We start from the raw sequence: 22,860 nt of genomic DNA on the forward strand, positions 1-22,860 counted from the left end.
GTTGGATCGAGGGAGCTTGCATCAGATGCGGTGATGCAGCGATTCTATGGACTGGCGCGATCGCTGTCTTTGATCAGCATGGCCAAGCGGTGCGTGCGCAGCAGCGGCACGGCATTGACCACGGGGTACAGCAAAGGGTGCAGGCGGCACAGCGGGCGCGCCAGGGGCGGCGCCAGGGTGACGCGGCGGGCGTCGATTGTCGCGCCGGGGAACAGCGCCCGCACCCGCGACAGGGGCACGCCACTCACGTCGGGGTTGCGCGGGTTGTTGACGGTGAAGTCGTACCAAAGCACGGCGCCGCCGGGGCGCAACCACGACCACATCGATGCGGCCAGCCGCGACTGAAGCCCGTCATCGAGGATCGACGAAAACACGGTCGCCGCCAGCACCAGGTCTTGCGAGGCCGCCTCGATGGGCGCCACCGTCGCGTCGCCGCCGTGCAGGGCCACCGCTGCAGGCAGGCGCTCGCGCGCTCGCGCCAGGCGCTCGGGCAGCAGCTCCAGGCCCTGCAGGTGCGCTGACTCGAAGCCGAGTTGAATCAGCTCCAGCAGGTTGCCGCCGGCGCCGCAACCGACCTCGGCGACGCGCAGCTCGGCCAGCGGGCGGCGGGCGTGGCGGCGCAGCAGGTGGATCAGCGCGCGCTGGCGCTCTTGAACGGTCTGCCACACGTCGGGCTGCAGGAAGCTGTAGCGGTCTTCCAGGCCCGCGCGGCGCGCGTAGCGCTCGGCCAGGGCCTGGTGCTCGGCGTGGGGGTCGGCGCTCATCGCAGGGCGTCCACGAAGCGCTGGGCCAGCACGGTGTAGCTGTGCTCGGCCTGAACGAAGGCGCGCCCGCGCCGGCCCATGGCCTGGCGCTCGCTCGCCGGCAAGGCGGCCAGCTGCCGCAGGCCCTGCGCCACGGCGGTGGCGTCTTCGGGCGGCACGGTCAGGCCGCAGCCGCTCTCGGCCACCGGGTCGTTGCCGGCCTCAACGCTGTGCAGCACGGCGCAGCCGGCCATCATGTAGTCCATCAGCTTGTTGGGGGCGATGCCGAAGCGGTAGAGCGGCTGGCGCTGCCAGCCGATGTAGGCGATGTCCACCTCGGCCAAGAAGGACGGAATCTGCGCCTTGGGGATGGGGGGCAGCAATTGGACGTGGGCCAGGCCCTCGCGCGCCATGCGCGCGGCCAGGTGGGCCTGCAAATGGCCCCCGCCCACCAGCACGCAGGCGATGGGGGCGTCGCGCAGTTGTGCGGCGGCGTCCAGCAGCACGTCCAGCGCGTTGGGCTCGCCCATGGAGCCGGCGTAGCCCACCACGGTGCGACCCGCTTGGCGGGCTTGGGTGAACGCTTTGGCCACGTCGGCGCGCAAGGGTTCAGGCGCCTGCGCCCAATCGTCCAGCACGATGCCATTGGGCACAAGGTGGAGCTTGCGAAGGTCGAGGCCGCGGCCGGCCATGTAGTCGTGGACCTTGGGCAGCATGGAGACGACGACATCCGCCTCGCGGTAGGCGGTGCCTTCGGCCCAGGCGCACAGCAGCGCAAAGGGGTGGTGCGGCGACATGCCCGACAGCTCGATGGGGCTCAGCGGCCAGAGGTCGTGCACTTCGAACACCAGCTTGGCCCGGGCACGGCGCGCGATGCGGCGGGCCACCCAGATGTCCATCGGGTAGGTGCTGCTGGCGATGACGGCGTCGGGCTGAAAGTCCCGCGCCAGCCGGTCGGCCTGCGCCCACACTTGGCGGCAGTAGGCCCAGATGTTCTTGACGCGGCCCAGGCCGTTGCCTTGGTAGGGCGGCGTGGGCAGCCAGCGGTAGGCGATGCCGTCGATCACCTCGTCACCCGCCTGGGGTTGGCGCGATCGCACGTGCGAGAAGTCGGCCGCGACGACTTGCACTTGGTGCCCGGCCCGCACCCACTCGCGGGCCAGGTAGTAGGGCCGGTACTCCATGCCCAGCGCAGGGCTGCCGGCGTAGTGATTCAGGACAAGCAGCTTCATCGCGTCAACGCGTCAGGGCTTCCAAGCGCGTCACGAAGCGGGCCACGGCCGGCTCGAACAGGCCATGCTGCGCGACCCAGGCGCGCTGCGTGGCCGTCATCGCCGCGCCGTCGGCCGCCAGCAAGGCCTGCAGGCGATGGGGGAGCTCGCGATCCTGCGCCTCGTTCAGCACGGTGACCGCGGGGCCGGCGTCGGCCAGCTCGCGGTTGGCGGGCAGGTCGGACAGGACGGGCCAGCAGCCGTGCGCCAGGGCTTCCAGCACCGACACCGACACCGAGTCGCTGCCGGGCAGGCTCAGGAACCAACGCGCCGCGTCGTACTCGGCGGCCTGCGCCTTGGCATCGAGCCGGCCGACGAAGCGCACGCGCTCGCCCAGGCCCAGCTGGCAGGCCAGGGCTTCCATCGCGGGGCGCAGGCTGCCGTCGTTGGCCACCACCAGCTCGGCCGTGGGCTGGACGGCGGCCACCGATGCGAAAGCCCGCAGCACGCGCTCGGGCGCGTAGATCGGCTCCAGCCCGCGGTTGGCGAAGAAGCGCCAGGAGGCTTTGAGGCCGGGCTCGGGCGGCAGGGCTTCCAAGCCGAAGGGGAAGGTCATCACCTCGCGCGCGCCCAGTTGCCGCATGCGCTCGGCCATGTGGCGGCTGTCGCTGGTCGTCAGCGCGCAGGCGTTCAGGACCGTGCGCGTGGCCCACAGGTAGGCCCAGTGGCGGTCCGGGGTGACGAGGATGTCGCTGCCCCAGGCCGAGCCGACGAGTTGCGCGCGCAAGCCGGCGAGCTTGCGCGCAGCCCAAGCCAGTGTGCCGTGCGAAGTCAGGTAATGGGCGTGCAGCCAATCGGCGTCCACCGCGCGCAACCAAGCGGCCACTTGGGGCACGCGCTTGAGGATGGCGGTGTTGCCACCGGCGTGGTCGGGGTGCAGGCCCAGGGCCAAGCGGCGGCCCGGGGGCACCCAGGCGTCGAAGCCCGGCAGGAAGCCGCGCGACGACACGGCCCACAGGTCCACGCGCGGCGCCAGCGCACGCGCCCACTTCAGCAGGTGCGGGCTGTCGCCATCGCCCAAGAGGACAAGCCTCATGCGGTGTCGGCGGGCAGCGGCCCGGCCCAGGCTTCGTAGTGCGGGCGCAGTTCAGGGTGCTCGTTCAGCAGGCGGCGGTCCATGGAACGCGTGTCGCCCACCTGTTTGGCCGGCTGTCCCGCCACGATGGCGAAGTCGGGGAAGCTGCCGCTCACCAGGCTGTAGGCCGACACCAAGCAGCCTTTGCCCAAGCGCGTGCCCGGCAACAGCGTGGCGTGCGCCCCCACGAAGGTGTAGGCGCCGATGTGCACGCCCTCGGTGAAGTAGGCCTTCTTGGTCGGTGTGTGCACGTACTGGCGGCCATACAGCCGGATGGCGGCATGGCTGGAGTGCGTGAACACCCCAGTGAAGAAGCCGATCTGGCAGCCTTCTTCGATGGTGAGGCCGTGGCTGGCGTCGAGGATGGCGAAGTGCCCGACGAACACATGGTCGTGGATGTCGAGCTTCTCGGGATCGAACACCACGGTGTGGTTGCTCAGCCGGGTGTGCGGCAAGTAGCGGCCATCGCCCCGCACCCAGCCGCCCACCATGCGCGGGCCCCAGGCCAGCGAGGCCCAGCGCTTGAGGCGCACAGTCAGGGCACGGAAGTTCATGGCGCAGGGGGTGAGTGCGAGGGAGCGAGGGGCCAGCGCCACAGCGCCAGCAGGTAGTAACCGAAGTATCCGAGCATTGCCACCGAGACCCCCCAACCGGCGCCCACCAGCCCACCCCAGGCCAAACCCGCGGCCAAGCCGCCCACGAACAGCGCTTGCCCGACCAAGGCCAGCTTCAGGGCCCAGGCTTGACCGTTCCAGGCCATGGTGACCACCCCCAGGGGCGAGGCCACGAAGTGCAGCGCCAAATAGGGGCCCAGGGCCCGCGCCAGCTCGCCGGCCTCGCGCCAGGGCTCGCCGAACACCCAGGCAAACAACAACGGCCCCGCCACCATGAGGACCCCCGTCCAGCCCACGGCCAAGACGAGCAGCACGCGCACCGTGTGGCGCAAGTGCTGGCGCCCTTCCTCCGGCGTGGCGGCGCCCACCAGCTGCGGGTACAGGGCCGACGACACCGCGCCACCCACGAGCGTGGCCGGCGCTTTGAGGTAGCGCAAGGCCAGGGCCCAGAGTCCGGCTGAGGCATCGCCCACCCAGGCAGCAATCAGCAACAAGGCCAAGGTGTCTTGCGCGGCCGAGGCAAAGGCGTGCGGCGTGTTCAGCAGCGGGAAGTCGCGGTGCTCACGCATGGCGCTGCGCCATGCAGCGCCCGGCACGCACAGCACGGCCGCCCACCCGGCGGCCGGTCGAGTCGCCCAAGCCAGGGCCGCTGCCGCCAAGAGCGCGGCAGCCACCGGCCCCCACCACAGGCCCAACACGCCCCAAGCCATCAGGCCCAGGACCACCTGACCCACCGCCGCGCCACCGTGCTGGATCACGCGCGCAGCCGACAGCACCCCAAAGGCCTGGGCGCGCGTGGCCCACATCGTGAAGGCTTGCACCAGGCTGGAGGCCGCAAAGGCCAAGGGCAAGGCCCAGGCCAAGGGCTCGTGGGCCCACAACGCCCAAGCGGCCCCCACCACGGCCGCCAGGCCCGTGCTGAGCAGCAGCATGCGCGCGCACACCGAGGCCAGCCGCAAGGCGGCGCCTTCGTCGCGCGCCAAGGGCAGCGCGAACTCGTAGCGGGCGCAGCCCACCACGGCAAGGTTCAGGGCCACGGTCCACAGCAGGCTGAAACGCCCGAAGGCCTCGGGGCTGTAGAGCCGCGTGATCCAGGGGCCCAGCAGCAGGGGCAGGGCCTGCGCCAGCACGCTGCCGGCCACGAGCGTCAGCGAGGCGCGCCAGAGCGCCTGGCGCGACATCAGCGCTGCAGTGCGCGTGCCAGCGCGGCCACGACGCGGTCTTGGTCGGCCTCGCTGAGGTCGGCGCTCATCGGCAGGCTCATCACCCGGGCCGCCGCGGCGGTGGCGTTCGGGGTGCAGTCGGGGCAGCAAAAGCGCGCGTAGGCCGGCTGCTGGTTCAAGGGGATGGGGTAGTGCACGGCCGTGGGGATGCCCTCGGCCTTCAGCGCGACCTGCACCGCCTCGCGCTCGGGCACGAACAAGGTGTACTGCGCCCAGACGCAATCGCGGTCCGGCCGAACGGCCAGGCGCTGCACGGGCAACTCGGCCAACAACTCGCCGTAGCGCTGGCCCAGCGCCAAGCGGCGTTCGATCTCCCAGTCGAAGCGTTCCAGCTTGGCCAGCACCACGGCGCATTGCAGGGTGTCCATGCGGCCGCCCACGCCCACGCGCGTGTGGCGGTAGCGCTGGCTTTGGCCGTGCACGCGAATCTCGCGGGCGGCCTGGGCCAGGCGCGCGTCGTCGGTGAACAGCGCGCCGCCGTCGCCGTAGCAGCCCAGGGGCTTGCTGGGGAAGAAGCTGGTGGCGCCGAAGGTGCTCAGTCCGCCGCTGGCTCGGCCCTGGTACGTGGCGCCGAAGCTCTGCGCCGCGTCTTCGATCACGGCCAGGCCATGGCGCGCGGCGATGGCATTGATCTCGGCCATGTCGGCCACCTGCCCGTACAGGCTGACGGGCATGATCGCTTTGGTCTTCGGGCCGATCTTGGCCTCGATCAGCGAGGCATCGAGGTTGGCCGTGTCGGGCTCGATGTCGACGAACACCGGCACCCCACCCGCCAGCACGATGGTCTCGGCCGTGGCGGCGAAGGTGAAGGGCGTGGTGATGACCTCGTCGCCGGGCTGCAGGTCCAGCGCCATCAGCGCGATGAGCAGGGCCTCGGTGCCGCTGGAGACGGTGATGCAGTGCGCCACGCCCACGCGAGCCGCCAGCGCGGCCTCCAGCTCGGCCACCTCGGGGCCCATGATGTACTGGCCGTGGTCCAGCACCGCCTGCATGCGCGCTTGGATGCGGCCCTGCAGGGCGGCGTACTGGGACTTGAGGTCGATGAACTGCATCAGATCAGGCTCAATTGGTCGCCGTCGAGGCGGTAGCGGTCGCCGGTGTGCGGGCAGGTCGCTTCGCCCTGGCCCTCCAGCGGCAGGGCCAAGCGCTCGCCGTGGCGGCTCATCCAGCCGATCTGGCGGGCCGGCACGCCGGCCATCAGCGCAAAGGGCTTGACGTCCTTGGTGACCACGGCACCGGCGCCCACGAAGGCGTAGGCGCCGACGGTGCTGCCGCACACGATGGTGCAGTTGGCGCCCAAGGTGGCGCCACGCTGCACGAGGGTGCGGCGGTACTCGTCCTTGCGGGTCACGGCCGAGCGCGGGTTGTGCACGTTGGTGAACACCATGCTGGGGCCACAGAAGACGTCGTCTTCCAGGATGACGGCGTCGTAGACCGACACGTTGTTCTGGATCTTGACGTTGTCGCCGATCACCACGTCGTTGCCGACGAACACGTTCTGGCCCAGGCTGCAGCGCTGCCCGACGCGGGCGCCGCTGCACACGTGCACGAAGTGCCAAACGCGGGTGCCGTCGCCGAGTTGCGCGCCCTCGTCGACGATGGCGCTGGGGTGGATGGTGGCGGCCATCATCGGCGCGCCCGGCCGCCCGAAGCGACGGTGCGGCCCCCTCGGGGGGTGGCGAGCTTTGGCGAGACTGGGGGCGTCATGTTTCAGTACGACAGCGGCAGGTTCACCCGCTGGCCGTCGCGTGCCGACAGGTACATCGCGATCAGAAGCTCCAGGCTCTTCAGGCCCTCCCGGCCGTCGGTGTCGGGCTCGGCCTCGCCGCGCAAGGCCTGCAGCACGTTGTCGTAGTACAGCGGGTGGCCATGGCCGTAGACCGAGGTCGTCGCGTAGGTGGCGTCGGCCAGGTCGGCGTCCATCGCGTGCGGCTCGGCAAACTCCCAATGGTCGATGCGGTTCACGGCCAGGCCGCCGATGCGCACCGTGCCGTGTTCGCCCAGCACCGTGATGCTGCCTTCCAGGTTCTTCGGGTAGGTCAGCATGGTCACGTTGACCGTGCCCAGCGCGCCGTTGCGCCACTTGAGCGCGGCCACGGCGGTGTCTTCCACCTCGATGCGGCGCGCCAGCGTGGCGGTGTAGGCGCTGACGGACTCCACCGGACCGATCAACCAGTCCAGCAGGTCCACGTAATGGCTGGCCTGGTTCATCAGCGCTCCACCGTCGAACTCCCAGGTGCCCCGCCAGGCGGCGCTGTCGTAGTAGTCCTGCGGACGGGTCCAGAAGACATTGACCGCCACCGAGTAAATGCGGCCGAAGCGGTGGGCCTGCATCGCGCGCTTGAGCAATTGCAGGGTGCGGTTGCGGCGGTTCTGCTTGACGACGAAGAGGCGCACCCCGGCCTCGTCGCAGGCCTTGACCATGGCCAGGCCGTCTTGCCAGCGCGTGGCCATGGGCTTTTCGGTCATCACGTGGCGGCCGGCGCGGGCCGCTTCGATGGCCTGGGCCGGGTGCAAGCCGCTGGGGGTGGTGAGCACCACGCAATCGGCGTCGCTGTGGCGCAGCAGCTCGGTCAGCGAGCCAAAGCCCTTCGCCCCCGTGGCGGCCATGGCACGGGCCAGGGCCTGGGCGTCGGTGTCGCACACGGCCACCAACTCGGCACGCTCGGCGTGCTCGCGCAGGGCCGTCAGGTGGTTCTGGGCGATGCGGCCGCACCCCACCAGGGCGAAGCGGACCTTGCGGCCGGTGATGGGGGCGGGAAATGCGCTCATGAGGGCCGGGATTCTAGAGAGCCACCCCCCTGGCGCCCCGGCGCTCGATCAGGGTCACTCCCTAGAATCGCCCCCTCCTTCAACCCCCCTCCTCCGTTTGGGATCCGCCATGGACAGCACCGCGCCGCACGCCGACGACAACTCCTTGATCGCCGAGCGCCGCGCCAAATTGGCCGAGCGCCGCCAACGCGGTGGCGTGGTCTTCCCCAACGACTTCAAGCCCGAGCACCGCGCGCTGCCCCTGGCGCAGCAGTACGGCGAGCTGCCGAACGAAGAGCTGGAGCCCCAAGGCGTGACGGTCAGCGTGGCCGGCCGCATGATGCTCAAGCGCGTCATGGGCAAGGCCAGCTTCGCCACGGTGCAAGACGCGACCGGCCGCATCCAGCTCTACGTGCAGCGCGACGCCCTGGGCGACGACCTGTACGCCGACTTCAAGCACTGGGACCTGGGCGACATCCTGGCCGCCCGCGGCACCCTGTTCCGCACCAAGACCGGCGAGCTGTCGATCAAGGTGACCGAGCTGCGCCTGCTGACCAAGAGCCTGCGCCCCCTGCCCGACAAGTTCCACGGCGTGGCCGACCAGGAGCTGAAGTACCGCCAGCGCTACGTCGACCTGATCACCGACGAGGCCGCCCGCGACCGCTTTGCCCAGCGCAGCAAGGCCGTGGCCGCGATGCGCGGCTTCATGGTCGAGCACGGCTTCCTCGAGGTGGAAACGCCGATGCTGCACCCGATCCCGGGCGGCGCCAACGCCAAGCCCTTCGTGACGCACCACAACGCGCTGGACCAGGAAATGTTCCTGCGCATCGCGCCGGAGCTCTACCTCAAGCGCCTGATCGTGGGCGGCTTCGAGCGCGTGTTCGAGATCAACCGCAACTTCCGCAACGAAGGCCTGTCGGTCCGCCACAACCCCGAGTTCACGATGATGGAGTTCTACTCGGCGTTCTGGGACCACCACGACCTGATGGACTTCACCGAGGCCTTGCTGCGCCACGTGGCCGTCAAGGCCCACGGCAGCGCCGCACTGACCTACAACGGCCAGCCTGTGCACCTGGACCAGCCCTTCGCCCGCCTAACCATCCGCGACGCCCTGCTGCAGCACGAAGGCCTGAGCGAGGCCGAGGCCGACGACCCCGCGGCGCTGACCGCACGCATCCAGAAGGCCGGCGAGAAGGTGCCCAGCAACGCCAACCTGGCCCAGCTGCAGTACGCCCTGTTCGAGGCCGTGGTGGAAGAGAAGCTCTGGCAGCCGACCTTCATCATGAACCACCCGATCGAGGTTTCGCCCCTGGCCCGCGCCAACGACGCCAACCCCGGCATCACCGACCGCTTCGAGCTCTACATGACCGGCCGCGAAGTGGCCAACGGCTTCAGCGAGTTGAACGACGCCGAAGACCAGGCCGCGCGCTTCCAAGCGCAGGTGGACGCCAAGGACGGCGGCGATGACGAGGCCATGCACTTCGACGCCGACTTCGTCCGCGCGCTCGAAATCGGCATGCCGCCCACCGGCGGCTGCGGCATCGGCATCGACCGCTTCGTCATGCTGCTGACCGATTCGCCCAGCATCCGCGACGTGATCCTGTTCCCGGCCCTCCGCCGCGAGAACGTGTGAGCCCCTCGTCCAAGGCACACCTTGGCCGGTCCCCCGAGGGGACGGCACCGCGAGGCCGGATCGACCGGCCCCGGCGGCACCAACGCGGGCCGGCTTGGGAGCGGCCCGGCGCTCGGCCCGCAGGAACCGTGAGCTTGGCGCAGACCGAGTTCCACTGACATGCCCAGCAGCGCCGCCCAAGACGATCTCGCCGCGCTGCGCGTGGCGCTGTGGGATGAGCTGCAGCGCGCCGCGCGCGACAAGGGCCACGGCTGGCGTACGCCGGTGCTGGCCACGCGCGACGGCGACGGCGCCGACGCCCGCACCGTGGTGCTGCGCGAGGTGGAGGCCGAACGGCGTCAGGTGCTGCTTTACACCGACGCCCGCAGCGCCAAGGTCTCGCAATTGCAGGCCCACCCCAAAGCCACGCTGGTGGCTTGGTGCCCTCGTCTGGGCTGGCAGCTGCGCCTGAAGGCCCGCTTGAGCTTGGACACCGACGGCCTGGCCCTGTCCAGCCGCTGGGCGCGACTGAAACTCAGCCCGGCGGCGCAGGACTACATGAGCCCCCTGCCGCCCGGCAGCCCTGCCGACGCGGCGCACGTGCCCGCGCGCGACACGCGGGGGCACTTCGCGCTCATCCGGGCCGAGGTCGACGCGATCGACTGGCTCGGCTTGCTGCCCGCGGGCCACCGCCGCGCCGTGTTCGACGCCGCCGGCGCCCGCTGGGTCACGCCCTGAGCGATTCGGCTCAGCGGTGGCGCCAGGTGGGCGCGCGCTTGTCCAAGAAGGCCGTCATGCCCTCGCGCTGGTCGTGCGTGCCGAACATCGCGTGGAAGGCCAGGCGCTCGGCCTGCACGCCTTGGGTCAGCGGGGTCTCGAAGGCCTGGTTGACCATTTCCTTCATCAGGGCCAGGGCGGGGGCCGATTGCGCGTTCAGCAGTTCGGCCACCTTCAGCACCTCGTCCAAGAAACCTTCGGTGGGGAACACGCGGGCCACGAGGCCGGCTTGCAGGGCCTCTTGCGCGTCCATCATGCGGGCGGTCAGCAGCAGGTCCATGGCCTTGGCCTTGCCCACCCAGCGCGGCAGGCGCTGCGTGCCGCCGGCGCCGGGGATGACGCCGATCTTGATCTCAGGCTGGCCGAACTTGGCGCTTTCGGCGGCGTAGATGGTGTCGCACATCATGGCCAGCTCGCAGCCGCCGCCCAGCGCGTAGCCGGCCACGGCGGCCAGCACGGGCTTCTTGACCTTGAGCACGTGCTCCCAGTTCTTGCTCACCAAGCCGCCTTGGTGCGCCCCGAGAAAGTCCAGGTCCTTGATGGAGGGGATGTCGGCGCCGGCGCAAAAGGCCTTCTCGCTGCCGGTCAGCACGATGCAGCCGATGCCCTCATCGGCGTCGAACGCGGCCAGCGCAACGCCCAGTTCGTCCATCAGCGGATCGCACAGGGCGTTCAAGGCCTTGGGGCGGTTCAGGCGGATGAGGCCGGTGCGGCGCGGGCCGTCGCCCACGGTCTCGACCAAGATGCAGGTGTAGGTCATGGGGGGTTCTCCTTCGAAGGCTGCGGATTGTCGGCGGGGACCGCCTCTTGCAGGGGCGGAGCCGCCAGCGTGAGCAGCAGCCACAGGCCATCGCCCTGCTCGATGCGGATCTGCACCGGCAGGTACTGATAGCTCGGCGCCAGCCACACCTGGGCGGCCAGCGCGTTGGGGGGCAAGGGGGCTTGCGGACGCAGGTGCCAGGCTCGCACGGGGCCCAGCGCGGTGTCCAGGCTGCTGTCGCCCACCACCTCATAACGCCACGGGCCCACGCTGCCGGGCAAGGCCAGCGGCACGGTGATGACATGACCCGTGCGCGCCGGCTCGCGGCCGGTGAGCAGCAGCCAGGTGAGGTGCACGAACTGGCTGGCCGAGTCTTGCACCCCAGCGGGCGACGGCAGACGCTGGCCTTGGGCCAGCACCACGTCGCCGCCTTCGAAACGCACGCTGAAACCACGCGGGGTGCGCCAGAGGATTTGGGTCTCTTCGTCGTAGCGCTCGGGCGCGATGCCCCTTGGCGTGATGCGTCCGGCGCTGGCGAGGCGGCGTTGCCCGAACGGCGCCAATCGCGGCCCGATGCCCACGCGCAGACGCACCTGGTAGCGCGCCCCCTGGCGCAGCCATTCGACCTCGGCGTCGCCGTGCACCGGGCCTTGCACATGGCCCACGACCGTGTAGCGAAGTTGGGTGGACAGCGGCCACTCGGGGCCAGGCGCATCGGCGCCCTCCCGGGCGTGTTGGGCCTGGGCCGCCGACGCCGGCTCGGCCGCCGCCAAGGCTGGCGCCGGCAGGGCAGATGCCGCCACCGGCGGGGGCTCCAGGGTGGGTGCCGACGCCTCGGGCTCGGCAGGCGGCACCGCGGAGGCGGATGCGGCGGTGGGTGCGGGTACGGGTGCGGTGATCGTCGGCTGGGGACCCGGTCGGGGCGCAGGCACCGGCGTGGCACGCATGGGCTGGCTCAGTTGAACGGCCAAACGCGGCGGTGGCGCGCTGGCCATCGGTTGCCAACGGGCCCAGTGCCACGCCAGCGCGAGGTGAACCACCAGCACGAAAGCCAGCCACAGCGCCAGCCACCACCGGGTGCCCCAGCGCCAACGACGACGGGTCAAGCCGCTCAGGTGGCTGCCGCCGCCAAAAAGCAGCACAGCGAGGCCAGCACCGTGCAACGGAAGCGCAAGGTCAACCAGCCCCCCACGCCCAGGCGCGGATAACTGCGCCGATCCACGGCGTAGCAAGCCAGCAGCAGCACACCATGCACGACCAAGCCCGCATAGGCCGGCATCAAGAGACCCACCCAGGCCAACAGGGCGGGCCACACGCCCCAGCGCAAGGCACCGGGCTCGGGCTGGCGCATCACCAAGCCCCAGTGCAAGGCACCCAAAAACGCGATGACCGTGGCCGCGTAGGCCGACAGGCCTTGCATCACGAAGGCGTGCTCGGCCAGGTAATCCGGTCGAGCCAGCAGCCAAGCCAGGGCGGCGCCGCCCACGAAAGGCAGCAAACCGGCGTAGCCCAGGCGGCTGGCCAGGGCCGATGGTTCGGCGGATCCAGGCAGGCTCATGTCAGGACATCTTGTCGGCCGCGCGCTTCAGCCGCTCTTCGATCTGGTCGGGCCCGATGGCCCCGGGGATGCGCGTGCCATCCTGGAACACCAAGGCCGGCGTGCCGTTGATCTGGTGCTTGCGCGAGAACGCCAGGTTGCGCGCCAAAGCCCCGTCGTCGCAGTTGCCTTCCACCGTCGGCGGCGGGATGCTGCGAAGCATCCAGTCCTGCCACGCGGCCTGGGGGTTCTTGCTGCACCAGATGGCGCGCGAGCGCTCCTGCGACGACGGCCCGAGGATGGGGATGAGGAAGGTGTAGATGGTGACGTCCTTGACGTCGGTGAGGCCACGTTCGAACTGCTTGCAGTAGCCGCAGTTGGGGTCTTCAAACACAGCCAAGCGACGCGCTCCGGTGCCGCGCTTGGTCACCAAGGCATCGGCCAGCGGCAAGGCGTTGAAGTCGACAGCGGTGAGCTTCTCCACGCGCGCCTGCGTCAGGCTGCGGCGGGTCTTCAAATCCACCATATCGCCTTCGATGAGGTACTCGCCCTTGGCGTCGCTGTAGCGGATCTCGGTGCCGAAACGCACCTCGTACAGGCCTGGGATGGGCGTTGTGCGGACCTCGTCCACCGGCGGGAACTGCGGCAGGCGCTCCGCGATGGCCCGACGCAGGGCGATGTCGACGGCGCGCAGATCGTCGGCAGGCGGCGCGGGTTTGCGGGCCTGGGTCTGGGCCAGCGCCACCACGGCGGTGGTCAGGGCCAAACCCAAGGCGGCCCAGCGAAAGGTTCGGTTCATGAGAGGGCGCTTGTGGAGGGCGTGGATGAATGGGGCAGAGGAGTCGAAGACGCGCGGGCGCTGCCCGTGGCCTGCTGAGACAGCCAGCGCTTGAGCGGTGGCAAGGCGTCCACCAGGGCCAGCCCCCGGTTGCGGGCCACGCGGGCCCAAGGGGCGGCGTGGGCAAAGCCATGCCACAGCCCGTCGCAAGCGCGGGCCATGACCCAGGTGTCGAGGGCGCGCGCGCGCTCGTAGCGGCGCAGCAGCGTGGGGTCGCCCAAAGGCCGCCAGGGCTCGCGCTGGGCCAGCACCGAGGCCAAATCGGCCACGTCGGCCAGACCCAAGTTCAGGCCCTGACCGGCCAGTGGGTGCACTTGGTGCGCGCAGTCGCCCAGCAGCACCAGACCGGGCCGAACGATGGGATGGGCCTGCAGGCTGGCCAAAGGCCAGGCGCGGGCCGGGCCCGCCGGGCGCAGGGTGCCCACGGCGGGCGGCAGCAGGGCTTGCAGTTCGGCGGCCAGGGCCTCGGGGGACAGGGCCTCGCGGCGCTGGGCCTCGGCCGCGTCCTGCGACCACACCATGGCGTAGCCATGTCCAGCTTCGGGGCGGTCCAAGGGCAGCAGCGCCAAGACCTCGGCACCCTCACGGAACCACTGCCACGCGCGGCCCTGGTGGGGCGTGTCGCTGACCCAACGGCCGGCCAAGGCGTGGTGGCCGTAGGGCTGCCGCCGCACGGTGATGCCACGGGCTTCGAGCCCCTGGGCCTCCCGGCCTTCGCACAGGGCCAGCAGCGCATGCGGCACTTCGGCGTCCACCCGCTGCACGTGGGGGGCGAAGCGCAGGGCGGTGTCCAGCGCCTGGTCGAGTTCGGCGGCGTCGACGATGGTGGCCAGCGCCGTGAGGTGCGATTGCCAGGCGCTGAAATTCAGGCGAGCTTCGCCGGCATCGCCTTGGATCTGCATGTCCAGCACCGGGGTGCGGGCGTCGGGGGGCAGGCTGTCCCACACGCGCAGGCGCTGCAACAGCGCTTGCGCCGCCTCGTTCAGCGCGTACGCCCGCACATCCGCGGGGCGCGGGGCTTGGCGGCCCAGCAGGGCCACGCGCAGCCCCTGGTGGGACAAGGCCAGCGCCAGGGTGCGCCCCACGGCGCCATCGCCGCGGATGAGGACATCGACAGTCATGCGGCATTCTAGGAAGGGCCCGACACGGGCTCCTAAAATCAGGCCTTTGTGCCGGGTTTCGACCTGGCGCGCGCCCCCGGCGGTCGAACGTCCCCGCCCTCCCCCTTCAGAAAGCCCTGCGCGATGAGCCTCAAATGCGGCATCGTGGGCCTGCCCAACGTCGGCAAGTCCACCCTGTTCAACGCCCTCACCAAAGCCGGCATCGCCGCCGAAAATTACCCCTTCTGCACCATCGAGCCCAACGTGGGCGTGGTGGAGTTGCCCGACCCGCGCCTGCAGAAGTTGGCCGACATCGTCAAGCCCGAGCGCATCGTGCCGGCCATCGTGGAGTTCGTGGACATCGCCGGCCTGGTGGCGGGTGCCTCCAAGGGCGAGGGCCTGGGCAACCAGTTTTTGAGCCACATCCGCGAAACCGACGCCATCGTCAACGTGGTGCGCTGCTTTGAAGACGAGAACGTCATCCACGTGGCGGGCAAGGTCGACCCGATCGCCGACATCGAGGTCATCCAGACCGAGCTCTGCCTGGCCGACTTGGGCACCGTGGAAAAGAGCCTGCACCGACACAACAAGGTGGCGCGCGCGGGCGACAAAGACGCCATCGCCTTGGTCAAGGTGCTGGAAAAGTGCCAAGCCGCGCTGGACCAAGCCCGGCCGGTGCGCGCCATCGACTTCAGCAAGGAAGAGCGCGCCATCCTCAAGCCCCTGTGCCTGATCACCGCCAAGCCGGCGATGTTCGTGGGCAACGTGGCCGAAGACGGCTTCGAGAACAACCCCTTCCTCGATCGTCTGAAGGAGTACGCCGCGGCGCAAAACGCCCCGGTGGTGGCCATCTGCGCCAAGACCGAGGCCGAGTTGTCCGAGATGAGCGACGAAGACAGGGCCCTGTTCCTGGCCGAGATGGGCCAGGACGAGCCCGGCCTGAACCGCCTGATCCGCGCCGGCTTCAAGCTGCTGGGCTTGCAAACCTACTTCACGGCGGGCGTGAAGGAAGTGCGCGCCTGGACCATCCACCAGGGCGACACCGCGCCCCAGGCGGCGGGCGTGATCCACACCGACTTCGAGCGCGGCTTCATCCGCGCGCAGACCATCGCCTTCGACGACTACATCGCCTTCCAGGGCGAGCAAGGCGCCAAAGACGCCGGCAAGATGCGCGCCGAGGGCAAGGACTACGTGGTCAAAGACGGCGACGTGCTGAACTTCTTGTTCAACGTCTGAACGACCGCACTCGCCGCCGTCGTCCTGGCGCCGCGAACGGTGCGCTCAGGGCGCCGTCGCCTCGATGGGCTCATCGGCCACGCGAGGCAACTCGGTCACCGCCCGCAAGGTGGCCGAGCGCCAGGCGGCCACGGCCAGCAACAGGGCGCTGACACCGGCAAACCCGAGGGCCCAGCGCAGGCCCAGGTGCTGTCCCAGCCAACCGCCCAACAACGCACCGGGCGCACCGGGCAGTACGGTGAGCCAACGCATGGTGCTGGTCATGCGGCCAAGCAACGGGCTGGGCGTGACGGCTTGGCGCAGGCTCAAGAAGTTGATGAAGATGAGCACCGCGCCCAGGCCGAAGCAGCCCAGCATCACGCCAAACGCCAGCACCCCCAGCGGGCCGGCCGGCGCCAAGGCCAGCAGCACCCAACCCGCGCCGGTGACGGCGATGCCCAGCACCAGGCAAGGGCCGGGGCCCAGGCGCTCGCTGATGGCGTGGCCCTTCAGGCTGCCCCACACGGTGCCCACGCCCAAGGCCACGTAGGCCAGGCCGATGGCGCCGGGGCTCAGGCCCAGCTCGCGCGAGGCGACGAGGATCTGCACCACCATGGCGGTGTAGTGGCAGAACTGCCAGGCGCCGATGACCCAGGCCAGGGTGGGCAGCAAGGCGTTGCCGCGCACGAAGTGAAGGCCGGTGAGCAACTCGTCCTTGAAGCTGCGGCCGCTGGCGGCCTGCACGGTCTCCACGATGCGCAGGCCGCGCAGCACCAGGGCCGAGGCTGCCAGCAGCACTGCGTCCACCACCAAGGCCAAGGGCGGGCCCACGGCCTTGATGAGCAGGCCGCCCACCGCCGGCCCGGCCACCTCGGGGCCGCTGGAGGCCAAGGCGTTCTTGGCGTGCGCCTCCACCAAGCGCTCGCGCGGCACCACCTGGGTGAGCACCACCTGGGCGGCGCTGCCAGCCACGGTGTGCACACTGCCCAGCACGAAGGCGACGACGTACATCCAGCCCATGGTGAGCCAACCGAGCCATTGCGCCAAGGGCACCGTGAGCAGGGCCGCGGCCAGGGTGAGCTCACCGACGACGTAGACGGGCAGCTTGCGCACGCGGTCCAGCCACACCCCGCCGGGAAGCGACAGCAGCACGAAGGGGGCCAACTCCAACGCGGTGAGCAAGCCCATCTGCTGCGGCGTGGCGTTGAGCAGCACCGCCGCGGTGAGGGGCAGCGCCAACATGGTGATTTGCGCACCGGTGGACGACATCAGGATGGACGCCCACAGCCGACGGTAAGCGCGATCGCGCAGCAGGTCGTCGGGTTTGAGGCGGAAGCGCTCTCGCAGCGCTTGGAGCCAAAGGGGCAGGGAGGACACGGACAGCAACTCCGAAGGACGGGCACGTGGGTCGGCACCGAGGACGGTGCGGGGGGCGCAGGGGGTGCGCTTACGTGGCGTCGAGGAGTTTGGTCATGGGCCGGATGCTACCGGGCTGCAGCGTGCATGACCATCGTCAGGGCGGGCTCAAAAGGCCACGGCGGCCCCGTCGCGCCGCGGGTCGCTGGCGGCCACGTAGCCGTCCACGGCCGGGTCGCCCTGCGGATCGATCCGCCAGATGAACTGACCGGCGCCGAAGTCCTGGTAGCTGTCGTGGATGTCGCCCAGGTGGTGGCCGGCTTGCACCAAGCCCTGCAAGGTGGCGGCGGGCCAGTGCGGCTCGGCGTTGAGGGACAAGCCCTCGTTGAAGCGCCAGCGCGGTGCGTCGCAGGCGGCCTGTGGGTGCTGTCCGTAGACCAGCATGCGCACCAGGGTTTGCAGGTGGCCTTGCGGCTGCATGTTGCCGCCCATGACGCCAAAGCCCATCTGGGCGCGGCCGTCCTTGGTGAGGAAGGCCGGAATGATGGTGTGGAAGGGCTTCTTGCCCGGGCCCACCTCGTTCACGTGGCCGCGCTGCGTGGTGAAGCAGGCGCCGCGGTTTTGCAGGCTCACGCCGTAGCCTGGCAGCACCAGGCCCGAGCCGAAGCCCATGTAGTTGCTTTGGATGAAGCTGACCTGCATGCCGCGTGCGTCGGCCGTGGTCAGGTAGATCGTGCCGCCCTTGATCGGGTTGCCCGCGCCGTACTCCTGCGCCTGCGCCGGGTCGATCAGCGCCGCACGACGGCGCAGGTAGTCGGGGTCCAACAGCTGCGCCGGCGTCAGCGCCATGGCGCGTGGGTCGCCCACGTGGCGGTAGACGTCGGCAAAGGCGAGCTTCATGGCCTCGATCAGCAGGTGCTGCGTTCGCCAGTCGTCCACGCCGTACTGGCCCAGGTGCAGATGGCGCGCCATGCCCAAGGCCATCAGCGCGGCAATGCCCTGCCCGTTGGGCGGGATCTCGTGCACCGTGTGACCTTCGAAGTCGGTGGCGATCGGCGCCACCCACTCGGGCTGGTAGGCCGCCAAATCGGCCGCGGTGAGCGCGCCCCCGCCTTGCGCGGCAAAGGCCGCCAGCGCCGCGGCCACCTCGCCGCGGTAGAAGGCATCGCCTTTCGTCTCGGCGATCAGGCGCAGGGTGCGCGCCGCGTCGGGGAAGGCGAAGCGCTCGCCGACCTTGGGTGCGCGGCCACGGGGCAAAAAGGCCGGGGCAAAGCCCGCGCCGTTGGCCAGCTCGGGCACCTGGGCGGCGCGGGCCCATTTGTCGGCCACACCCACGGGCACGGCGGTGCCGCGCTCGGCGATCTCGATGGCCGGGGCGATGACGTCGGCAAAGGGCAGCGTGCCGAAGCGCTGGTGCAGCGCCACCCAGCCGGCGACGGCGCCCGGCACGGTCACCGTGTCCCAGCCGCGGGTGGGCATGGGGCGGTCGCCGAACCGCTCCCGCGTCCAGCCCATGGGCGCCGGGCCGCTGGCGTTCAGACCGTGCAACTGCGTGCCGTCCCACACCAGGGCAAAGGCGTCGCTGCCCAGGCCGTTGGAGCAGGGTTCCACCAGGGTCATGCAGGCGGCAGTGGCCACGGCCGCGTCCACAGCGTTGCCACCGCGTTGCAGCAGCTGCAGGCCCGCTTGCGCGGCCAGCGGGTGGCTGGTGGCCACCACGTTGCGGCCGAAGACGGGGCTGCGGCGGCTGGGGTAGCCGGCGGTCCAGTCGAAGTCCATGCGCGCTGCTGCCGAAAACGCTCAGCGGACGGGCGCCGGCTGGCGCAGCGCATCCACGCCGCCCTGGCCCAAGGCGGCGCCAAATCGTTTGACGAGGCGCTCGGCCACGTTCTCGCGCGGGGTGTAGTCGATGACTTCTTCGGCACCCACCACCTCGCGGGCCACGCGATCGAGGTTGGCCATGCCATCGGCCAAGCCCAGCGCCACCGCCCGGTCGCCATTCCAAACCATGCCGCTGAAGGTTTCGGCGTCTTCCTTCAGCCGGTCGCCTCGGCCCTCACGCACGACGGCGATGAACTGCTGGTGCACGCCGTCGATCCAGGCCTGGGCCTTGGCGCGGTCGGCGGGCTTCATCGGGCTGAAGGGGTCGAGCAAGCCTTTGTGCTCGCCCGCGGTGATGAGCCGGCGCTCCACGCCCAGCTTCTCCATCAGCCCGCTGTAACCAAAGCCGTCGATCAGCACGCCGATGCTGCCCACCATGGAGGCCTTGTCCACGTAGATGGCGTCGGTCGACGAAGCGATGTAGTAGGCCGCTGACGCGCACACGTCTTCCACCACGGCGTAGATGGGCTTGTCGTGCGCGGCGCGCAGGCGCTTGATCTCGTCCACCACGATGCCCGCCTGCACGGGGCTGCCACCCGGCGAGTTGATGCGCAGCACCACGCCGCGCGCGCCATGGTCGGCAAAGGCTTCCTTGAGGGCCGAGACGATGTGGTCGGCGTTGGCCTCGGTGTCGGCGGCGATCTCGCCGCGCACCTCCACCAAGGCGGTGTGCGGGCGACCCGGGGCCACGGTGGGGTGCTGCGGCGCCCACAGACTCCACAAGATCAACGCGGCCAAGCCCAACCAGAGCCAGCGGAAGGCCAGGCGCCAGCGGCGCTCGCGGCGCTTTTCGGTCAGGAAGTCTTGCGCCAGGGCCAGCAGCAGGGCCTCGGTGCCGCGGGCGGCGGCCTCGGCGGCCGGTGCAGGGGACGCTGCAGCGCGCAGCATGTCGTCCGGGTTCGGGGTCGCGTCGGGCAGCGGCGGGGTGGGGTCGGACGGCGTCATGGCGATGGAGGCTCGGGAGGGTCAGCAAGTTCGGGCGGCGGCAAGGGCCGCTGGTGGGCGTTAGGGTACCAACGCACCTCCCCAGCGTCTTCGGTCACGGTCACCGGAATCAGGCCCGCGCGGCCGCAGCGGCCCATCACGCAGGCGCCGGTGCGGGGCGAGTACACCGCCCCATGCACCGCGCACAGGATGTGCTCGCGCGAGCTGTCCAAAAACTCGTTGGGCTGCCAGTCCAGCTCGGTGGGCACGTGGGCGCAGCGGTTCAGGTACGCCACCACACGGCCGTCGAACCGCAGGGCAAAGGCCCGCTCTTCGCGGCCGCAGTACAGCAGGTCCCACTGCACGCCCAGGCCGCGCTCGGCCAAGGCTTCGCTGCGGCACACGAGCAGGCCCGCCTCGGGCGAGTTGGGCGCGTCAGCCATGGGTGGTCAGCCAAGCGTGCAGGCTGGGCACGTCGTGCAGCACCGCCAGGGGGCGCAGGGCTTCCAGTTCGTCCACCGGGTGGGCGCCAAAGCTCACCGCCAGCGCGGCCGTGCCGGCGTTGAGGGCCAACTGCAGGTCGTGCGTGGTGTCGCCCACCATGAGGGTGCGCTCGGGGGCCACGCCCAGCTCGTCCATCAGCTCGTGCAGCATTTGCGGGTGGGGCTTGCCGGCGGTTTCTTCGGCGGTTCGGGTGGCGTCGAACAGCGCGCGCAGGCCCACCTGGTCCAAAGCTTCGTCCAGGCCCCGGCGGCTCTTGCCAGTGGCCACGGCCAGGCGGTGGCCGCGGTCTTTCAGGGCGTGCAGCAGGGGCACGACGCCGTCGAACAGGGTCACGTCGTGCACCGTGGCGAAGTAGTGCTTGCGGTAGGCGTGGCCCATCTCGCGGTAGCGCTCGCGCGGCAGGCCGGGCGCGGCGATCAAGAGGGCCTGCTCCAGCCCCAAGCCGATGACGTGTTGGGCCTGCGCTTGGCTGGGCTCGGGCAGCCCCATCTCCCGCGCTGCGGCCTGGATGCTGCGCACGATGCAGGCGGTGGAGTCGAACAGCGTGCCGTCCCAGTCGAAAGCAATGAGGTCGTGGTTCAAGGGACTGCCTGAGAGAAAGACGGGGGATTGTGGGCCGACCCACAATGACCCGATGACCCCGACCCTTGTTTGGTTGCGGCGCGACCTGCGCCTGCACGACCACGCCGCGCTGCACGCGGCCTGCAGCACCGGCGGCCCCGTGTTCGTGGCCTTCGTCTTCGAGCGCGACATCCTGGACGCTCTGCCCCGGGCCGACCGGCGCGTCGAGCTGATCTGGCACGCCCTGGCCGACATCGAGCGCCAGCTGCGCGAGCGTGGCGTGGGCCTGATCGTGCGCCACGGCCGCGCACGCGAGCTCATCCCTGCCCTGGTGCACGAACTCAAGGCCCAGCGCCTCGTCTTCGCCCACGACGACGACCCCTTCGCCCTGGCCCGCGACGAGGCCGTGCGCGCCGCCCTGCCCGGCGTGCGCGTGGACAGCGTGCAAGACGTGACCGTGTTCGAGCGCCGCGAACTGCTGACCGGCGCCGGCAAGCCCTACACCGTGTTCACGCCCTACAAGAACGCCTGGCACAAGGCCATGGCCGCGGAAGGCGCCGCCCGCCTGGCCGAGCGCGTGCCGAACCTGGCCTCCCTGGCGCCCACGCCGTTGGCCACCGGCCTGCCCAGCCTGGCCGACCTGGGCTTCGAGCCCACCGACCTGCACGAGCGCTACCGCGGCGGCGCCACGCAAGCCCGCGCGCAGCTGGCCGAGTTCGTCACCGAGCGCATGGCCGGCTACGCCGAGACACGCAACTTCCCGGCCGTCAAAGGCCCCAGCTACCTCAGCCCCGCGCTGCGCTTCGGCCTGGTGGCCCCGCGCGAACTGGCCCGCGCCGCGTGGCCGCTGCGCGCGCAAGAGGGCGCCGGCGGCTGGCTCAACGAGCTGATCTGGCGGGACTTCTACCACCAGGTGCTGCACCATCACCCCGCTGTGGTGCACGGCCCGCTGAAGACCGACTACGCCCGCGTCGTGTGGGACGAAGGCCCCGAAGCGGACGAACTTTTTGCGGCGTGGTGCGAGGCGCGAACCGGCTACCCGCTGGTGGACGCCGCCATGCGCCAGCTCAACCAAACCGGCTACATGCACAACCGCTTGCGCATGGTGGTGGCCAGCTTCTTGTGCAAGCACCTGGGCCTGAACTGGCAGCGCGGGGAGGCCTGCTTCGCCGAAAAGCTGCTCGACTTCGACCTCGCCGCCAACAGCGGCGGCTGGCAGTGGGCCGCCAGCTGCGGCTGCGACGCCCAGCCCTACTTCCGCATCTTCAACCCCACGTCCCAAAGCGAGAAGTTCGACGCCAAGGGCGTGTTCGTTCGCCGCTACCTGCCCGAGCTGGCGCGGCTGACCGATGGCGCGATCCACGCGCCTTGGGCGGCCAAGCCGATCGAGCTGGGCGGTCTGCGTTTGGGCGTGGACTACCCGCGCCCGGTGGTGGACCACGCCGAGGCGCGGGCCAAGACGCTGGCGCGGTACGCGGTGGTGAAGGCGGGCTGATCAGCCCGGTTGTGCGGTAGACCGGCTGGCAGGGGTATGGCCAGTCAGGCGGTTGATTCGCGAGGTCTGCTGGCCGAAAGCCGACCGTAACCGATGACTGCCATCCAGCCCCAAGGGCAGCTCGTCGTCATCGCCCGATGGCACCGGGCCTCGCCGGACTTTCGCTCAGCTCACCACTTGAATCTGTCCCCGCGTGAAGCCAAAGGAGCCGGTTCGCTACCCTAAGCGGCCTTCCTGTTGATCAGCCAAAGTTCTGCCACAAGCCCGGCCGACAAAAGAACCGAGGCCACGATGTCGGCGACCACAATCCTTTCGATGGACGGGTTGTAGCCCCCGACCGCCATGGCGACGACGATGAAGCTGGCCGCGCTGAAGAGCGCGACAGACAGCGCCGTGACCCGCAGCCAGGGCAACGCGATGGCACTGAGCATCAGCGCACCCAGCACCCCGAACAGCAGCGCCCGGTGTTGCAGCAGGATGGCCGTGTTCGGATCGTTCACCTCGATCCCGTAGAGCCGGGCCAGGGTGCTCACCCCCATCACGCCGGGGACCGGCAGCAGGTGAATGATGCCTGCCACGAGCAGGGCGACGATGGAGATGTACTTCATGGGTTTCCTCAGGGT

23 protein-coding genes are annotated in these 22,860 nt (G+C 70.4%); 4 read left to right on the plus strand and 19 right to left on the minus strand.

Features of this window, described 5'->3' with window-relative positions; translation table 11 throughout:
• Nucleotides 1-44: 44 nt before the first annotated feature.
• The 8 genes from O9335_RS04905 to O9335_RS04940 all read right to left on the minus strand — a co-directional run bounded on the left by O9335_RS04905 (nucleotide 45) and on the right by O9335_RS04940 (nucleotide 7,698).
• Entirely contained in the window at nucleotides 45-764 is a 720-nt protein-coding gene (locus tag O9335_RS04905; RefSeq protein WP_298384395.1) for a class I SAM-dependent methyltransferase, read from the minus strand.
• The gene (locus O9335_RS04910) at nucleotides 761-1,975 is read right to left on the minus strand and encodes a glycosyltransferase family 4 protein (protein ID WP_298384398.1); all 1,215 of its coding nucleotides are present in this window, start codon (nucleotides 1,973-1,975) and stop codon (nucleotides 761-763) included. The genes O9335_RS04905 and O9335_RS04910 overlap by 4 nt, the downstream gene beginning before the upstream one ends.
• A 4-nt stretch (nucleotides 1,976-1,979) precedes the next feature.
• On the minus strand, nucleotides 1,980-3,050 hold the full coding sequence (locus O9335_RS04915) for a glycosyltransferase (protein ID WP_298384401.1): 1,071 nt from the start codon (nucleotides 3,048-3,050) through the stop codon (nucleotides 1,980-1,982).
• Entirely contained in the window at nucleotides 3,047-3,643 is a 597-nt protein-coding gene (locus tag O9335_RS04920) for an acyltransferase (protein ID WP_298384404.1), read from the minus strand. The genes O9335_RS04915 and O9335_RS04920 overlap by 4 nt, the downstream gene beginning before the upstream one ends.
• Nucleotides 3,640-4,884, minus strand: a complete 1,245-nt coding sequence (locus O9335_RS04925) for a lipopolysaccharide biosynthesis protein (RefSeq protein ID WP_298384407.1) — start codon at nucleotides 4,882-4,884, stop codon at nucleotides 3,640-3,642. Before O9335_RS04925 ends, O9335_RS04920 begins: the two co-directional genes overlap by 4 nt.
• On the minus strand, nucleotides 4,884-5,978 hold the full coding sequence (locus tag O9335_RS04930) for a DegT/DnrJ/EryC1/StrS aminotransferase family protein (RefSeq protein ID WP_298384411.1): 1,095 nt from the start codon (nucleotides 5,976-5,978) through the stop codon (nucleotides 4,884-4,886). Before O9335_RS04930 ends, O9335_RS04925 begins: the two co-directional genes overlap by 1 nt.
• Nucleotides 5,978-6,553, minus strand: coding sequence for an acyltransferase (locus O9335_RS04935; RefSeq protein WP_298384414.1), 576 nt, complete (start codon nucleotides 6,551-6,553; stop codon nucleotides 5,978-5,980). Before O9335_RS04935 ends, O9335_RS04930 begins: the two co-directional genes overlap by 1 nt.
• An 83-nt stretch (nucleotides 6,554-6,636) precedes the next feature.
• Entirely contained in the window at nucleotides 6,637-7,698 is a 1,062-nt protein-coding gene (locus O9335_RS04940; protein WP_298384417.1) for a Gfo/Idh/MocA family oxidoreductase, read from the minus strand.
• 109 nt (nucleotides 7,699-7,807) lie between these two features.
• Between O9335_RS04940 and lysS the strand changes: the two genes are divergently transcribed.
• Nucleotides 7,808-9,310, plus strand: coding sequence for a lysine--tRNA ligase (gene lysS, locus O9335_RS04945; protein WP_298384419.1), 1,503 nt, complete (start codon nucleotides 7,808-7,810; stop codon nucleotides 9,308-9,310).
• Between the two features lie 159 nt (nucleotides 9,311-9,469).
• Nucleotides 9,470-10,027: a pyridoxamine 5'-phosphate oxidase family protein gene (locus tag O9335_RS04950; RefSeq protein WP_298384422.1), complete on the plus strand. Its 558-nt coding sequence runs from the start codon at nucleotides 9,470-9,472 to the stop codon at nucleotides 10,025-10,027.
• Between the two features lie 10 nt (nucleotides 10,028-10,037).
• On the opposite strand, the gene O9335_RS04955 is transcribed toward O9335_RS04950, so the two are convergent.
• From O9335_RS04955 to O9335_RS04975, 5 genes are read right to left on the minus strand one after another with little or no spacing between them, the layout of a single operon-like run.
• A complete protein-coding gene (locus O9335_RS04955; RefSeq protein ID WP_298384425.1) occupies nucleotides 10,038-10,826 on the minus strand; it encodes an enoyl-CoA hydratase-related protein in 789 nt (262 codons plus the stop codon).
• Complete coding sequence (locus tag O9335_RS04960; protein ID WP_298384428.1) at nucleotides 10,823-11,968, minus strand: DUF3108 domain-containing protein; 1,146 nt, start codon at nucleotides 11,966-11,968, stop codon at nucleotides 10,823-10,825. Before O9335_RS04960 ends, O9335_RS04955 begins: the two co-directional genes overlap by 4 nt.
• A complete protein-coding gene (locus tag O9335_RS04965; RefSeq protein ID WP_298384431.1) occupies nucleotides 11,938-12,384 on the minus strand; it encodes a DUF3429 domain-containing protein in 447 nt (148 codons plus the stop codon). Before O9335_RS04965 ends, O9335_RS04960 begins: the two co-directional genes overlap by 31 nt.
• A 1-nt stretch (nucleotide 12,385) precedes the next feature.
• On the minus strand, nucleotides 12,386-13,162 hold the full coding sequence (locus O9335_RS04970) for a DsbC family protein (RefSeq protein WP_298384434.1): 777 nt from the start codon (nucleotides 13,160-13,162) through the stop codon (nucleotides 12,386-12,388).
• Nucleotides 13,159-14,322: an FAD-dependent monooxygenase gene (locus O9335_RS04975; protein ID WP_298384437.1), complete on the minus strand. Its 1,164-nt coding sequence runs from the start codon at nucleotides 14,320-14,322 to the stop codon at nucleotides 13,159-13,161. Before O9335_RS04975 ends, O9335_RS04970 begins: the two co-directional genes overlap by 4 nt.
• Nucleotides 14,323-14,445: 123 nt before the next feature.
• On the opposite strand from O9335_RS04975, the gene ychF reads away from it, so the two are divergent.
• Nucleotides 14,446-15,537: a redox-regulated ATPase YchF gene (ychF, locus tag O9335_RS04980; RefSeq protein ID WP_298384440.1), complete on the plus strand. Its 1,092-nt coding sequence runs from the start codon at nucleotides 14,446-14,448 to the stop codon at nucleotides 15,535-15,537.
• A gap of 45 nt (nucleotides 15,538-15,582) precedes the next feature.
• On the opposite strand, the gene O9335_RS04985 is transcribed toward ychF, so the two are convergent.
• The 5 genes from O9335_RS04985 to O9335_RS05005 form a co-directional block, all read right to left on the minus strand.
• Complete coding sequence (locus tag O9335_RS04985) at nucleotides 15,583-16,893, minus strand: MFS transporter (protein ID WP_298384443.1); 1,311 nt, start codon at nucleotides 16,891-16,893, stop codon at nucleotides 15,583-15,585.
• A 147-nt stretch (nucleotides 16,894-17,040) separates the two neighbouring features.
• Nucleotides 17,041-18,651, minus strand: a complete 1,611-nt coding sequence (locus tag O9335_RS04990) for a gamma-glutamyltransferase family protein (protein WP_298384446.1) — start codon at nucleotides 18,649-18,651, stop codon at nucleotides 17,041-17,043.
• A gap of 21 nt (nucleotides 18,652-18,672) precedes the next feature.
• On the minus strand, nucleotides 18,673-19,698 hold the full coding sequence (locus tag O9335_RS04995) for a S49 family peptidase (protein WP_298384448.1): 1,026 nt from the start codon (nucleotides 19,696-19,698) through the stop codon (nucleotides 18,673-18,675).
• Nucleotides 19,695-20,120: a Rieske 2Fe-2S domain-containing protein gene (locus tag O9335_RS05000; RefSeq protein ID WP_298384450.1), complete on the minus strand. Its 426-nt coding sequence runs from the start codon at nucleotides 20,118-20,120 to the stop codon at nucleotides 19,695-19,697. The genes O9335_RS04995 and O9335_RS05000 overlap by 4 nt, the downstream gene beginning before the upstream one ends.
• Nucleotides 20,113-20,763, minus strand: coding sequence for an HAD family hydrolase (locus tag O9335_RS05005; protein WP_298384452.1), 651 nt, complete (start codon nucleotides 20,761-20,763; stop codon nucleotides 20,113-20,115). The genes O9335_RS05000 and O9335_RS05005 overlap by 8 nt, the downstream gene beginning before the upstream one ends.
• 52 nt (nucleotides 20,764-20,815) lie before the next feature.
• Here O9335_RS05005 and O9335_RS05010 point away from each other — a divergent pair, with 52 nt between their 5' ends.
• A complete protein-coding gene (locus O9335_RS05010) occupies nucleotides 20,816-22,237 on the plus strand; it encodes a deoxyribodipyrimidine photo-lyase (protein WP_298384454.1) in 1,422 nt (473 codons plus the stop codon).
• 221 nt (nucleotides 22,238-22,458) lie between these two features.
• Here the strand turns inward: O9335_RS05010 and O9335_RS05015 are convergent, their stop codons facing one another.
• Complete coding sequence (locus tag O9335_RS05015; protein ID WP_298384456.1) at nucleotides 22,459-22,845, minus strand: phosphopantetheine adenylyltransferase; 387 nt, start codon at nucleotides 22,843-22,845, stop codon at nucleotides 22,459-22,461.
• Nucleotides 22,846-22,860 lie beyond the last annotated feature (15 nt).

The organism is Inhella sp. (assembly GCF_027532025.1).
Classification (GTDB): Bacteria; Pseudomonadota; Gammaproteobacteria; order Burkholderiales; family Burkholderiaceae_C; genus Inhella.